This window comes from Xanthomonas euroxanthea, from assembly GCF_903989455.1.
Classification (GTDB): domain Bacteria; phylum Pseudomonadota; class Gammaproteobacteria; order Xanthomonadales; family Xanthomonadaceae; genus Xanthomonas; species Xanthomonas euroxanthea.
On the sequence record NZ_LR861803.1, the window covers coordinates 4,794,070 to 4,808,011 of the forward strand.

Consider the following 13,942-nt stretch of genomic DNA (forward strand, 5'->3'; position numbering starts at 1 on the left):
ACCGCCGGCCGCCCGGCCCGGTAAAATCCACCGATGGCCAAGCTCTACTTCTACTACTCGGCAATGAATGCCGGCAAGACCACCACCTTGCTGCAGTCCGCGCACAACTACCGCGAACGCGGCATGCGCACCCTGATCCTCACGCCCAAGCTCGATCACCGCGCCGGCAGCGGCGTGGTGGCCTCGCGGATCGGGCTGCGCGCGGATGGGCGCACCTTCGATCGCAACACCGAGTTGCAGCAGCTGATCGAACGCGACATCCAGGCCGAAGGCGCGCTGCACTGCGTGCTGGTGGACGAGGCGCAGTTCCTCAATCGCGGCCAGGTCTGGCAGTTGAGCGAGGTGGTCGACCGCCTGCGCATTCCGGTGCTGTGCTACGGGTTGCGCACGGACTTCCGTGGCGAGCTGTTCGAGGGCAGCCAGTTCCTGCTGGCCTGGGCCGACGAGCTGGAGGAGATCAAGACCATCTGCCACAGCGGCAGCAAGGCCACCATGACCGTGCGCGTGGATGCGCAAGGCCACGCGGTGCAGGACGGCCCGCAGGTGGAGATCGGCGGCAACGAGCGCTACGTGTCGGTCAGCCGCGCCGAGTTCAAGAAGATCATGCGTGGCGAAGGGCGCATCGACCCGCTGCAGATCGCATTGCCGCTGCCATTGTCGGGCGCATAACGCCCACGCCCTGTTGGAAGGGCAGCGCGACGCTGGACGGGTTGCCCGCGGCTGGCAACGCCGATCTTCCACGGACCGGCCATCGACATGGCCACCGACGCGGGTGGCATGGCGTGCCAACGTCGTTTCGCACCTGGCGACGCATTGAATACGCGCAACTGCAGCGACACACGGCGGCCGTTACCCGATCCCGCCCGATGGACCTGATGCGCGCTCGCGATCCTCCAGCTCCCGGATGATTCGGCATTATCGGCCCGGTATTTACGTGCCAGCGGACGGCTAACCCCGGCGGGGCGGCAGCTGAAGAATTCAGCCGGATGCTCTTGGCGCGCTGCCTGGTATGCGCTTGTGATGCGTCGCTAAACCCTTGCAGGCATGCGGTCGCCACTGCATCTTCGCTACACATCAACAGGCGTATCGTTGCAGGGCCGTTGCAGCGATCCGCGCGCAACCAGGCGCAACCGCAGTCCTGTAAACTGGCGACCATCCACTTGTCGGGAGGCAATACATGGGTCCGCTTCCTCCCGAGTTACGCGCCGATATCGCGCGTGTTGGCCGGCTATCGTCGGTGCCCGATGTCCTGACCGTTCTCACCCGTCTGACCGGCATGGGGTTCGCCGCCGTCGCGCGCGTGACCGATACGCGCTGGATCACCTGCCAGGTGCGCGACGACCTGGCGTTCGGTCTGGCGCCCGGCGACGAGCTGCCGCTGGTCACCACCTTCTGCGACAGCGTGCGCACCCAGGGCAACGCGCTGTGGTTCGGCCATGCCTCCGAGCACCCGGTCTTCCGCGACCACCCCACGCCGCGGTTGTACGGCTTCGAAAGCTATGTCTCGGTGCCGATCAAGTTCGACGATGGCAGCGTGTTCGGCACCTTGTGTGCGCTGGACCCGTTGCCGCGCGTCATGGACGCGCCGTTGGTGGAAAAGGTCGAACTGCTGGCGCAACTGCTGGCAGCGCAGATCCAGGCCGAACAACGCGCCGAAGAGAGCGCGCAGGAATCGCTGCGCGCGCGCAGCGAACTGGGGCGTGTCGGCGCCTCGGCCCGGCTGCGCGAAGAGTTCATCGGCATCCTTGGCCACGACCTGCGCAACCCGCTGCAGTCCATGCATGCGGTGGTGGACATGCTGGCGATCGACTCGCTCAACCAGCGCCAGGGTGGCGCGATCCGGTCGATGCAACGCAGCCTGCGGCGCATGGAAGAGCTGATCGACTTCGCCAGCGATTTCGCACGCGGCATCGAGCGCGACTGGCTGCAGCTGGACTACGGCAACGGCAGCGATCTGCTCGATGCGCTATCGCAGGTCGTCGACGAAACCCGCGCCGCGTATCCGAACCAGGTGCTGTCCACGCACGTGGCCATCGACGAACCGGTGCATGGCGATGCGGTGCGCCTGGCGCAGATGTTCGGCAGCCTGATGATCAACGCCGTGGTGCAGGGGCAACAGAGCTCGCTGATCAAGGCGATCGCGGTGACCGAGCAGGGCCGCCTGCGCATCGAGGTCTGCAATCTGGACGGTATCGACCCGCGCCGGCTCGACGTGCTGCACGCCTCCACCCACGTGCACACCGGCGGACGCCCCTTGCCCGAAGTCGATCTGGGCCTGCACATGGCCGCGCAGATCGCCCGTGCCCATCAAGGCGAGCTGCGCATCATCAGCGGCAAGGACGGCACCTGCTTCCGGGTGGAGCTGGCGTGCATGCGTCCGCGTGGACGCATGCAGCTTGTCGCCAAAACGAACCAGGCCTAGCAGACCCGCGGTCGCGCACCGCCTCGGCGTGCGCGTGGTGGCAACAGCGGCGTGCTGGCTCCCCGACCCGACCCGGCGCGATCTCGGTGCGCCGTTGGCGCAAGGACCGCGCTGGCTGCCGGCCGCGCGTGGCCTTGCGCTAGTAGATCTTGCGCTCGCTCGGCGGCGGCGGCGTCCACTGGTACAGCCAGGTTTCGGTCAGCGGCTTGCCGTTGGCGCGCAGAAACAGCCGGATATCGATCTGCCGGGTGCTGTCATCCGGCGGCACCAGGTCGAACATCGCCCGATAGCCCTTGAGCTCATGCAGCGGACGTGCCGACACGATTTCGGTGCTCCCGCGCGAGACCTGGAGGATGGCCTCGACCTTGGCGTTCGGGTCCTTGGTCAACGCAGCCAGGTCGCCGCCGGCAAAATCCACCGCAAACCGCCACGAGAAATGGCTGCGCTTCTGCCCGACGATGCCGCCCAGGCCGGTGCGCGTGGCCACGCAATGCGCCAGCGGCGAGCTGGCCGGCGGATGCGCGCCCCAATACAGCCGGTACCCCATCAGCAATTCCTGGCCCGGCTGCGGCTTGTCCTGTGGATTCCAGAACGCCACGATGTTGTCGAAGGTCTCGTCCACGGTCGGGATCTCGACCAGCTGTACCGAGCCCTTGCCCCAGCCGCCCTTCGGTTCCACCCACAGGCAAGGGCGTTTCTCGTAGAACACGCCGTCGTCCTGGTAATGGTCGAAGTTGCGATCGCGCTGCAACAGGCCAAACCCGCGCGGATTCTCATCGACGAACATGTTGAAGCGCAGCTGCGGCGGGTTGCACAACGGCCGCCAGATCCATTCGCCGCCGCCGGTCCACATCGCCAAGCCATCGGTGTCGTGGATCTCCGGGCGCCAGTCCCAATCCATGCGGTTATCGTTTTCGCCGACCTGATACATGCTGGTGCACGGGCCGATGCCCAGCCGCTCGATGGTCTTGCGCGGGTAGAGCGCACTGTCGATTTCCATCACCAGCACCTCGCCATTGGTGATGGCGAAGCGATACGCACCGGCAACGCTGGGCGAGTCCAGTAGCCCGTACACCACCACGGTGTTCGAATCGTCTGCCGGCTGCTCCAGGTAGTAGGCGATGAAGTCCGGGAACTCCTCCGGACCGCCGGTGCCGGTCTCGATCGCCAGCCCGCGTGCCGACTGCCCGTACTGGCCTTCCTTGCCGACTGCGCGGAAATAGCTCGCACCCAGGAAGGCGGAGAAATCGCGGTCGGTGTCCTTGCGTGTATTGAGACGGAAGCCCGCAAAGCCCAGGTCCTTGGGCAACTGCTTGCCGCCCAGGCCACTGCTGCCGTAATCGAACGCCGCCGGGTCGTAGGCCAGTTGCTGCGCCTTGCCATCGACAATGTCGTAGATGTGCACCGGAGTGTGGAAATACAGCCCCAGATGAAAGAACTTGGCCTGGAACTTGCCGTTGCCGTCGGCCCATAGCGCGTGATCCTGGCGGTAGCGGATCGACTGGTATTGATCCCAGTTCAATGCTTCCAGCGGCCCGGGAAGCAGCTGCTTATGGCTCTTGTAGGGCGCCGTAGCCAACGCACGCGCCTGCCCTTTGAGCCAGGCATAGTCGAACGGCTGCGGTTGCCCCAAGCGCCGCAGGCCAACGGCCTTGGCCGCCAGCGCCCACTGCGGCAGCGCCGGCAGACCGAGCGCGGCCAATGCGGCAGCGGCATTCTTCAGGAAATGGCGTCGTTGCATGCGCATCGATCTGATCAGGGAATGGCCGACATCATAGCCACAGCGCGGCACGGAGGTAATGCGCAGGTCAGGGCCCCGCAGACGAAGGCGCGCAGGCATTGATCAGCTGCAGCTCCTGCGCCTTGCTGCACAGGAACTGTTGTTGCGCCTGCTGCGCGTCTGGCCCGGAATAACGCAGCAAGGTCCATTGCTCGTTCGCCTGCATGTGCGCACCCGGGGCCAGCTGCCGATACGGCGCGTGCACTTCCATTTCCAGCAGCCCGCGCTCGGGATGCTGCGGCGGCGCATCCAGATACAACTCCACCTGCCCTTGTTCCGGATGGATCGCCGCCAGCGGCTGATGCGCAAAGCGGATCACCAGGACCTGATCACCGGCGAAGCCCGCCATCCAGCCCGCCGAAGGTTGCAGCAACACCTTGCCGCGCTGAATCAGCCCGTCCTTTCGTGCATCGGCGCGCAACGCAAACACACCACCTTGGTGCCGATACGTGGGCGCAACCGTGCCAGGCTCGGTCGGTGGTTGCAGGCGGATGTCTGCCGCCTCGGCAACCGGCACGAACACGCGCGTGCCCGCCGCAACCCGCGTGTTGAACCACAGGTCCCAACTGATCGGATCCTTGCGGATATTGCGCGCAGTGGCCTCCACCTCCACGGTATCGGCGCGCGTGGATGAAAGCGCGGCGCGCTTGCGGAGCTGCACGCCGGTGACCGGACTGGGTACCCCCTCCAGGATCAACTGGTCGTGAGTCCGTGTGACTGCACGCGTGGTGGCCAGCGACAGATACGGATCCGGTGGCCAAACCGCGGTGGCGGCCTTACGTGTGAGGTTGACCTGTTGATGCACCCACCACTGACTCTGCGGCCCCACCCACACATCGTGGCCGAGATACGGGATATCGCCTGCAGTCGCGGACACTTCTGGCGCGGGCTGCTGATCAACCGCCTCGCCGGTCTTCAACACGTTGGGGTGTCCACGCAAATTGAAGGACAGCACACGCCCACCGAACGCGGGCGTAGCACTGAGTTCAACAACTCCGTTGTGCAACTGGATGCGCTCAACTCCAGGTTTGGTGCTGGACGCAAGCTCATCCGCGTATGCGCCTGTTGCCAGCGGCAACGCTGATGCACCCACAAGCATGATCGGCATTAAGTAGCGCAGTGAGGCAGGCATGGACGACTCCAATCACAGGACGTCACGATTGTGGCGCGATGCACGGCAACGCACCATCAAGCAATCGGCCGCTGCTGCTCCAAGCGCGCTGTTTGCTGTTATCCGAGGGCTACTGGTCAGCGGTCCTAACTGATCCAGAGCTGGAGGCTGGTGTTTCGATCAACGTGGGTCAGCTGGCCGGCGTTCAACGCTGGCAACTGCTGCACCACACCGTCGCGCGTTGCCCGATCGTGGCGTGTTTCAGCAAACGTCCACACTGCTTGCAGGTTTCACCCTCGCGCCCATACACCGTGAGTTCCTGCTCGAAGTAACCGGGCGCCCCGTCCGGGCTGATGAAATCGCGTAGCGTGGTTCCGCCGCGCTGGATGGCGTAGCCCAGGATGTCCTTCACTGCCGCAGCCAGGCGCCGGTAACGGTCCAATGACACCTTCCCGGCTTCGCGCAGGGGGCTGATTCCTGCGCGATGCAGGCTTTCTGCCGCGTAGATGTTTCCCACGCCGACGACGACAGCCTGATCCATCAGAAAGGTCTTCACCGCCGCGCGCCGGCCGCTTGCCAGTGCATGCAGATAATCGCCAGTAAATGCATCCGATAATGGCTCCGGGCCAAGTGCCGCCAGCAGATCGTGCACGTGCGCATCGCTCTGCCACAACAGGCAACCAAACCGGCGCGGATCGTTGAAGCGCAGGATACGGCCATTTTCCAGGCTGATATCCACATGATCGTGCGCCCGCGGCGGCGTATCGCCGGGTAACACGCGCAGACTTCCGGACATTCCAAGATGCAGCAGCGCGCTGCCGCCGGCATCGGTATCGATCAATAAGTACTTGGCCCGGCGACGCACATCAGTGATGGTCGCGCCGGGCAGCAGACGTTCGATCTGCTCAGGGATGGGCCAGCGCAGATCGGGCCGCCGCAGGATGACGCCGTGGATGCGTTGGCCGACCAGATGCGGTGCCAGCCCACGCAAGGTGGTTTCGACTTCGGGCAGCTCGGGCATGCACATCTCCAATCGACCAGGCCGGCGGCACGCCGGAGCGGATCAATATGGTGGCCAAACGCGGTAAATCCAGCTTTGCGGTCATCGGGGCAAAGTGGGTGCCGCTGCAGTACCAGGAAGTGGGCCCCCAGCGTCAAGCACGTGTTCTGGTATCGGTGCCCTGCTCCGATTGCGGCTTGCCGGTCCGGGTTCTGCGGTGACATTCAGACCTTTCGGCCTTGCCAGCGCGTCCTGCTTCAACGCAAGCGCCGAGCGCGTGTCCTGGCATCGGTTGTACCGCGCTCAGCCTGAGCATTGAGCCTGCGGATGCGGATCCGCTGGTCAGCGTGCGGCGTTGCGCGGTGTTTTTGGCGGTTACGTTGCGGATTTTGGACAAAAAGAAACCCCCAGTCCTGTTGGACTGAGGGTTTCGGGTAAAGCCCCTGGCGATGACCTACTCTCGCATGGCTTGAGCCACACTACCATCGGCGCAGCTGCGTTTCACTTCCGAGTTCGGGATGGGATCGGGTGGTTCCACAGCGCTAATTTCACCAGGGAGACGGTTGGAGCAGCGCTTCACAGCGCTCGTCTCGCATAGGTAACTTGTGACGTAGCTTGCGTTTGGTGATCTACCAACGTTCGTTGGGACCAAGGCAACTTGAGGTTATATGGTCAAGCCGCACGGATCATTAGTATCAGTTAGCTCAATACATTGCTGTACTTACACACCTGACCTATCAACCACATAGTCTATATGGTTCCTTTAGGGGGCTTGTGCCCCGGGAAGTCTCATCTTGAGGCGCGCTTCCCGCTTAGATGCTTTCAGCGGTTATCGCTTCCGAACATAGCTACCCGGCAATGCCACTGGCGTGACAACCGGAACACCAGAGGTTCGTCCACTCCGGTCCTCTCGTACTAGGAGCAGCCCCTCTCAAACTTCCAACGCCCATGGCAGATAGGGACCGAACTGTCTCACGACGTTCTGAACCCAGCTCGCGTACCACTTTAAATGGCGAACAGCCATACCCTTGGGACCGACTACAGCCCCAGGATGTGATGAGCCGACATCGAGGTGCCAAACACCGCCGTCGATATGAACTCTTGGGCGGTATCAGCCTGTTATCCCCGGAGTACCTTTTATCCGTTGAGCGATGGCCCTTCCATACAGAACCACCGGATCACTAAGACCTACTTTCGTACCTGCTTGATCCGTCGATCTTGCAGTCAAGCACGCTTATGCCTTTGCACACAGTGCGCGATGTCCGACCGCGCTGAGCGTACCTTCGTGCTCCTCCGTTACTCTTTAGGAGGAGACCGCCCCAGTCAAACTACCCACCATACACGGTCCCTGATCCGGATAACGGATCTAGGTTAGAACGTCAAGCACGACAGGGTGGTATTTCAAGGATGGCTCCACTGCAGCTAGCGCCACAGTTTCATAGCCTCCCACCTATCCTACACAGACGAACTCAACGTTCAGTGTAAAGCTATAGTAAAGGTTCACGGGGTCTTTCCGTCTTGCCACGGGAACGCTGCATCTTCACAGCGATTTCAATTTCACTGAGTCTCGGGTGGAGACAGCGCCGCTGTCGTTACGCCATTCGTGCAGGTCGGAACTTACCCGACAAGGAATTTCGCTACCTTAGGACCGTTATAGTTACGGCCGCCGTTTACTGGGGCTTCGATCAAGAGCTTCGCCTTGCGGCTGACCCCATCAATTAACCTTCCAGCACCGGGCAGGCGTCACACCCTATACGTCCACTTTCGTGTTTGCAGAGTGCTGTGTTTTTGATAAACAGTCGCAGCGGCCTGGTTTCTGCGACCCTCTTCAGCTATAGCTCGCATGAGCCACCAAAAAGGGTGCACCTTCTCCCGAAGTTACGGTGCCATGTTGCCTAGTTCCTTCACCCGAGTTCTCTCAAGCGCCTGAGAATTCTCATCCTACCCACCTGTGTCGGTTTACGGTACGGTCTTCGTGAGCTGAAGCTTAGGAGCTTTTCCTGGAAGCGTGGTATCAGTGACTTTGCCATAAAGGCTCGTCTCGGTGCTCGGTCTTAAAGGATCCCGGATTTGCCAAAGATCCAAACCTACCGCCTTTCCCCGGGACAACCAACGCCCGGTACACCTAACCTTCTCCGTCCCTCCATCGCACTCACGCGAGGTGCAGGAATATTAACCTGCTTCCCATCGACTACGGCTTTCGCCCTCGCCTTAGGGACCGACTAACCCTGCGTCGATTAACGTTGCGCAAGGAAACCTTGGGCTTTCGGCGTGCGGGCTTTTCACCCGCATTATCGTTACTCATGTCAGCATTCGCACTTCCGATACCTCCAGCAGACTTCTCAATCCACCTTCGCAGGCTTACGGAACGCTCCTCTACCGCGCATAAAACAAGTTTTATGCACCCCAAGCTTCGGTTCACTGCTTAGCCCCGTTAAATCTTCCGCGCAGACCGACTCGACCAGTGAGCTATTACGCTTTCTTTAAAGGGTGGCTGCTTCTAAGCCAACCTCCTGGCTGTCTATGCCTTTCCACATCGTTTTCCACTTAGCAGTGAATTTGGGACCTTAGCTGTGGGTCTGGGTTGTTTCCCTTTTCACGACGGACGTTAGCACCCGCCGTGTGTCTCCCGGATAGTACGTACTGGTATTCGGAGTTTGCAATGGTTTGGTAAGTCGCGATGACCCCCTAGCCATAACAGTGCTCTACCCCCAGTAGTATTCGTCCGAGGCGCTACCTAAATAGCTTTCGAGGAGAACCAGCTATCTCCGGGTTCGATTAGCTTTTCACTCCTAATCACAGCTCATCCCCGTCTTTTGCAACAGACGTGGGTTCGGGCCTCCAGTACCTGTTACGGCACCTTCACCCTGGCCATGACTAGATCACCCGGTTTCGGGTCTACTGCCCGCGACTATGCGCCCTTATCAGACTCGGTTTCCCTTCGCCTCCCCTATACGGTTAAGCTTGCCACGAACAGTAAGTCGCTGACCCATTATACAAAAGGTACGCAGTCACTCTTGCGAGCTCCTACTGCTTGTACGCACACGGTTTCAGGATCTATTTCACTCCCCTCTCCGGGGTTCTTTTCGCCTTTCCCTCACGGTACTGGTTCACTATCGGTCGGTCAGGAGTATTTAGCCTTGGAGGATGGTCCCCCCATATTCAGACAGGGTTTCACGTGCCCCGCCCTACTCGTCTTCACTGGAGTGGCCCTTTTAAATACAGGGCTATCACCTTCTATGGCCAATCTTTCCAGATTGTTTTTCTAAAGCCATTCCAGCTTAAGGGCTGCTCCCCGTTCGCTCGTCACTACTTAGGGAATCTCGGTTGATTTCTTTTCCTCCGGTTACTTAGATATTTCAGTTCACCGGGTTCGCTTCCAGCAGCTATGAATTCACTGCAGGATACTGCCGAAGCAGTGGGTTTCCCCATTCGGACATTGCCGGATCAAAGCTTGTTGCCAGCTCCCCGACACTTTTCGCAGGCTACCACGTCCTTCATCGCCTCTGACCGCCTAGGCATCCACCGTGTGCGCTTATTCGCTTGACCATATAACCCCAAGTTGCCTCGGGGTCACATGCCGTGTTGTGTGGGGTACAAAGCCACCAACGCGAACATACGACTCAATTATTTAGGGACTCGAAGTCCCCGCCTTAGCCTCAACGACACGTTTAGATAGATATCTCAAACGCTCGCTACGTCACAAGTTATAAAAGAACATGTATCAGCCTCAACGCTGATCCATATAAATTCTTAAGTGTGCACTACATTCAGAGTGGTGGGTCTGGGTAGACTCGAACTACCGACCTCACCCTTATCAGGGGTGCGCTCTAACCACCTGAGCTACAGACCCGAAGTCTTTTCACTCAATATGGTGGAGCCTGTCGGGATCGAACCGACGACCCCCTGCTTGCAAAGCAGGTGCTCTCCCAGCTGAGCTAAGGCCCCAAAAGGGACTTCGCATACCGACCTGTGCCGGTATGAATCTCTGAATGCAGGTAATTTGTGAGGACGCCCGACAGGAACAATGACGTCATGCTCAAAAGGAGGTGATCCAGCCGCACCTTCCGATACGGCTACCTTGTTACGACTTCACCCCAGTCATCGGCCACACCGTGGCAAGCGCCCTCCCGAAGGTTAAGCTACCTGCTTCTGGTGCAACAAACTCCCATGGTGTGACGGGCGGTGTGTACAAGGCCCGGGAACGTATTCACCGCAGCAATGCTGATCTGCGATTACTAGCGATTCCGACTTCATGGAGTCGAGTTGCAGACTCCAATCCGGACTGAGATAGGGTTTCTGGGATTGGCTTACCCTCGCGGGTTTGCAGCCCTCTGTCCCTACCATTGTAGTACGTGTGTAGCCCTGGTCGTAAGGGCCATGATGACTTGACGTCATCCCCACCTTCCTCCGGTTTGTCACCGGCGGTCTCCTTAGAGTTCCCACCATTACGTGCTGGCAACTAAGGACAAGGGTTGCGCTCGTTGCGGGACTTAACCCAACATCTCACGACACGAGCTGACGACAGCCATGCAGCACCTGTCTCACGGTTCCCGAAGGCACCAATCCATCTCTGGAAAGTTCCGTGGATGTCAAGACCAGGTAAGGTTCTTCGCGTTGCATCGAATTAAACCACATACTCCACCGCTTGTGCGGGCCCCCGTCAATTCCTTTGAGTTTCAGTCTTGCGACCGTACTCCCCAGGCGGCGAACTTAACGCGTTAGCTTCGATACTGCGTGCCAAATTGCACCCAACATCCAGTTCGCATCGTTTAGGGCGTGGACTACCAGGGTATCTAATCCTGTTTGCTCCCCACGCTTTCGTGCCTCAGTGTCAGTGTTGGTCCAGGTAGCCGCCTTCGCCACGGATGTTCCTCCCGATCTCTACGCATTTCACTGCTACACCGGGAATTCCGCTACCCTCTACCACACTCTAGTGACCCAGTATCCACTGCAATTCCCAGGTTGAGCCCAGGGCTTTCACAACAGACTTAAACCACCACCTACGCACGCTTTACGCCCAGTAATTCCGAGTAACGCTTGCACCCTTCGTATTACCGCGGCTGCTGGCACGAAGTTAGCCGGTGCTTATTCTTTGGGTACCGTCAGAACAATCGGGTATTAACCGACTGCTTTTCTTTCCCAACAAAAGGGCTTTACAACCCGAAGGCCTTCTTCACCCACGCGGCATGGCTGGATCAGGCTTGCGCCCATTGTCCAATATTCCCCACTGCTGCCTCCCGTAGGAGTCTGGACCGTGTCTCAGTTCCAGTGTGGCTGATCATCCTCTCAGACCAGCTACGGATCGTCGCCTTGGTGGGCCTTTACCCCGCCAACTAGCTAATCCGACATCGGCTCATTCAATCGCGCGAAGCCCGAAGGTCCTCCGCTTTCACCCGTAGGTCGTATGCGGTATTAGCGTAAGTTTCCCTACGTTATCCCCCACGAAAGAGTAGATTCCGATGTATTCCTCACCCGTCCGCCACTCGCCACCCATAAGAGCAAGCTCTTACTGTGCTGCCGTTCGACTTGCATGTGTTAGGCCTGCCGCCAGCGTTCACTCTGAGCCAGGATCAAACTCTTCACTTAAAATTACATGTCCGAAGACAAATACTTTAGCTGCAGAAGTTCAACCACTGACAACTTATCGCTTGCAAAGCAATTAATATGTTGCTTTTTGATTAAACGTCTGCAAGATGGACAATCATCCTTCCTGCAGGCGTCCGCACAAATTACCTGCGCACACTGTCAAAGAACATTGGGAAGTGGCCTCAGCGCCGTTCCCGTCAGCTTCGTCGTTTCCGTCGAAGCGAGCCGCCCATTATAGCGGACTTTTTCTTGCCGTCAACACATCATTTCGAGGTGGTTGACGCTGCTTCGTTTCGACCCGAAGGTTTTCTGCGAAGCGAGCCGGCCATATTAGCAGGCTTTTCATCTTCGTCAACCCCTCGTGAAGAGGAAGTTGCCGCCGCTGCACTTCAATCTGCCGAAGCATCTTTCCGTGTAGCGAGCCGCACATCATAGCCGGCTTTTTCGTTTCGTCAACACCTTGTGATGTTTCCGATTCGCCCCGTTCGTTGCTGCGGTGCTTCGAGAAGCGCCGCCGTCCTGAGCGAGGCCGCGCAGTTTATCGAGACTGTGCAGAAGTGCAAGCACTTTTTGACACTGGCATGACAGGGACCTTGTTGCGCCCAAGCGCGGCCCTGGTTTCACGTGCCATGCGGTGTATTGGATCTGCTCCCTCTATCCAGGACATGGCGCAGGATTGACGCGGTTGAGCCGCGCGGCACTTTCCATGCAGGACGAAAAGCACCGTCGATAGAGCAACCACACAAGCTGCCGCGGTATCGATCAACGGCGCGCTCGGTGAAAATGCGGGCACCAGAGATAGAGAGCTCACGATGCCTCCTTCCCGCAGCCTGCTTCGCGATCTGTCCCTGCCTGCGATTGCCGCGGGCTTTGTCACGGTACTGGTGGGCTTTGCCAGTTCTGCGGTGATCGTGTTCGAGGCGGCACGTCACCTGGGGGCGGACCAGGCGCAGATCGCCTCGTGGATGTGGGCACTCGGGATCGGCATGGGCGTGACCTGCATCGGCCTGTCGCTGCGTTACCGGGTGCCGGTGGTGACGGCCTGGTCCACGCCGGGCGCGGCGATGCTGATCGGCAGTGCGGCCGGGGTGCCGTTGCGCGAGGCGATCGGGGCGTTCGTGGCGGCGGCGGTGCTTGGCATGCTGGCCGGCTTTTCGGGGTTATTTGAGAAGGCAATCCGGCGCATTCCGATCTCGCTGGCCTCGGGCATGCTGGCCGGGGTGTTGTTGCGCTTCGGGCTGGACCTGTTCGTGGCGATGCAGAGCCAGGCGTTGCTGGCGCTGGCGATGCTGGCGGCCTATCTGGCCGGGCGGCGCTGGTTTGCGCGCTATGCGGTGATTGCGACCTTGCTGGTCGGCGTGGCGATTGCGGCCGGTAGCGGGTTGATGCAGTGGAAGAGCGTGCAGCTTGAACTGGCCCACCCGGTGCTGGTGGTGCCGTCATTGTCGTGGGCGGCGTTGTTCGGGCTGGCGATTCCATTGTTCGTGGTCACCATGGCCTCGCAGAACGTGCCGGGCGTGGCGGTGATCCGCGCCTCCGGCTATACGGTGCCGATCTCGCCGACGATCGGCTGGATCGGGGTGGTCAATACGCTGCTGGCGCCGTTCGGTGGCTATGCCTTGAACCTGGCGGCCATCACCGCGGCGATCTGCATGGGCCGCGAGGCGCACGAGGATCCGGCGCGGCGTTACACCGCTGCGGTAAGCGCGGGCGTGTTCTATGTGCTGATCGGCGTGTTCGGCGCGACCGTGGCGGCGGTGTTTGCGGCCTTCCCGCGCGAGCTGGTGATGGCGATCGCCGGGATTGCCCTGCTGGGCACGATCGGCAACAGCCTGGCGGCGGCCCTGCAGCAGGACAGCGAGCGCGAAGCGGCCTTGATCACCTTCCTGGTGACCGCATCGGGGCTGACGCTGGGCGGGATCGGCGCCTCGTTCTGGGGCCTGGTGGCCGGAACGGTCACCTTGTTGGTGTTGCGGCGGCGGGCTTAGCGACCGGTCAAACCGCCAGACGGGCGCGCGGTGCGGGGCAGTCCTTCGGATT

The 13,942-nt window shown here is 60.4% G+C and carries 6 protein-coding genes, 2 tRNA genes and 3 rRNA genes; 3 read left to right on the top strand and 8 right to left on the bottom strand.

Annotated elements, in window-relative coordinates:
• Window positions 1-33 precede the first annotated feature (33 nt).
• Together H7A86_RS19975 and H7A86_RS19980 are read left to right on the top strand one after the other, a co-directional pair.
• On the top strand, window positions 34-669 hold the full coding sequence (locus H7A86_RS19975) for a thymidine kinase (RefSeq protein WP_119132112.1): 636 nt from the start codon (window positions 34-36) through the stop codon (window positions 667-669).
• A 508-nt stretch (window positions 670-1,177) separates the two neighbouring features.
• Window positions 1,178-2,422, top strand: coding sequence for a GAF domain-containing sensor histidine kinase (locus H7A86_RS19980; protein ID WP_104586277.1), 1,245 nt, complete (start codon window positions 1,178-1,180; stop codon window positions 2,420-2,422).
• A 139-nt stretch (window positions 2,423-2,561) separates the two neighbouring features.
• Here the strand turns inward: H7A86_RS19980 and H7A86_RS19985 are convergent, their stop codons facing one another.
• The 8 genes from H7A86_RS19985 to H7A86_RS20020 form a co-directional block, all read right to left on the bottom strand.
• Window positions 2,562-4,163 carry an OpgD/OpgG family glucan biosynthesis protein gene (locus tag H7A86_RS19985; RefSeq protein ID WP_119132407.1) on the bottom strand — a complete coding sequence of 534 codons (1,602 nt, stop codon included), beginning with the start codon at window positions 4,161-4,163 and terminating at the stop codon, window positions 2,562-2,564.
• A gap of 67 nt (window positions 4,164-4,230) precedes the next feature.
• On the bottom strand, window positions 4,231-5,334 hold the full coding sequence (locus tag H7A86_RS19990) for a DUF4380 domain-containing protein (RefSeq protein ID WP_119132408.1): 1,104 nt from the start codon (window positions 5,332-5,334) through the stop codon (window positions 4,231-4,233).
• A 184-nt stretch (window positions 5,335-5,518) separates the two neighbouring features.
• Window positions 5,519-6,334, bottom strand: coding sequence for a bifunctional DNA-formamidopyrimidine glycosylase/DNA-(apurinic or apyrimidinic site) lyase (mutM, locus tag H7A86_RS19995; protein ID WP_119132406.1), 816 nt, complete (start codon window positions 6,332-6,334; stop codon window positions 5,519-5,521).
• Window positions 6,335-6,754: 420 nt separating this feature from the next.
• Window positions 6,755-6,869 (bottom strand): 5S ribosomal RNA (gene rrf / locus H7A86_RS20000).
• Between the two features lie 112 nt (window positions 6,870-6,981).
• Window positions 6,982-9,862 (bottom strand): 23S ribosomal RNA (locus H7A86_RS20005).
• Window positions 9,863-10,089: 227 nt separating this feature from the next.
• Window positions 10,090-10,166 (bottom strand) — tRNA-Ile (locus H7A86_RS20010).
• A gap of 19 nt (window positions 10,167-10,185) precedes the next feature.
• Window positions 10,186-10,261 (bottom strand) — tRNA-Ala (locus H7A86_RS20015).
• Between the two features lie 94 nt (window positions 10,262-10,355).
• Window positions 10,356-11,902 (bottom strand): 16S ribosomal RNA (locus tag H7A86_RS20020).
• The 16S, 23S and 5S rRNA genes sit together here with 2 tRNA genes alongside, the layout of an rRNA operon.
• An 812-nt stretch (window positions 11,903-12,714) precedes the next feature.
• On the opposite strand from H7A86_RS20020, the gene H7A86_RS20025 reads away from it, so the two are divergent.
• Window positions 12,715-13,890: a benzoate/H(+) symporter BenE family transporter gene (locus H7A86_RS20025; RefSeq protein ID WP_119132615.1), complete on the top strand. Its 1,176-nt coding sequence runs from the start codon at window positions 12,715-12,717 to the stop codon at window positions 13,888-13,890.
• Window positions 13,891-13,942: the final 52 nt, after the last annotated feature.

Bases quoted from the DNA above. Each gene is read 5' to 3' on its own strand.
- H7A86_RS19990 (WP_119132408.1), bottom strand. From the start codon at position 5,334: ATGCCTGCCTCACTGCGCTACTTAATGCCGATCATGCTTGTGGGTGCA.
- H7A86_RS19975 (WP_119132112.1), top strand. From the start codon at position 34: ATGGCCAAGCTCTACTTCTACTACTCGGCAATGAATGCCGGCAAGACC.
- H7A86_RS20025 (WP_119132615.1), top strand. From the start codon at position 12,715: ATGCCTCCTTCCCGCAGCCTGCTTCGCGATCTGTCCCTGCCTGCGATT.
- mutM (WP_119132406.1), bottom strand. From the start codon at position 6,334: ATGCCCGAGCTGCCCGAAGTCGAAACCACCTTGCGTGGGCTGGCACCG.
- H7A86_RS19985 (WP_119132407.1), bottom strand. From the start codon at position 4,163: ATGCAACGACGCCATTTCCTGAAGAATGCCGCTGCCGCATTGGCCGCG.
- H7A86_RS19980 (WP_104586277.1), top strand. From the start codon at position 1,178: ATGGGTCCGCTTCCTCCCGAGTTACGCGCCGATATCGCGCGTGTTGGC.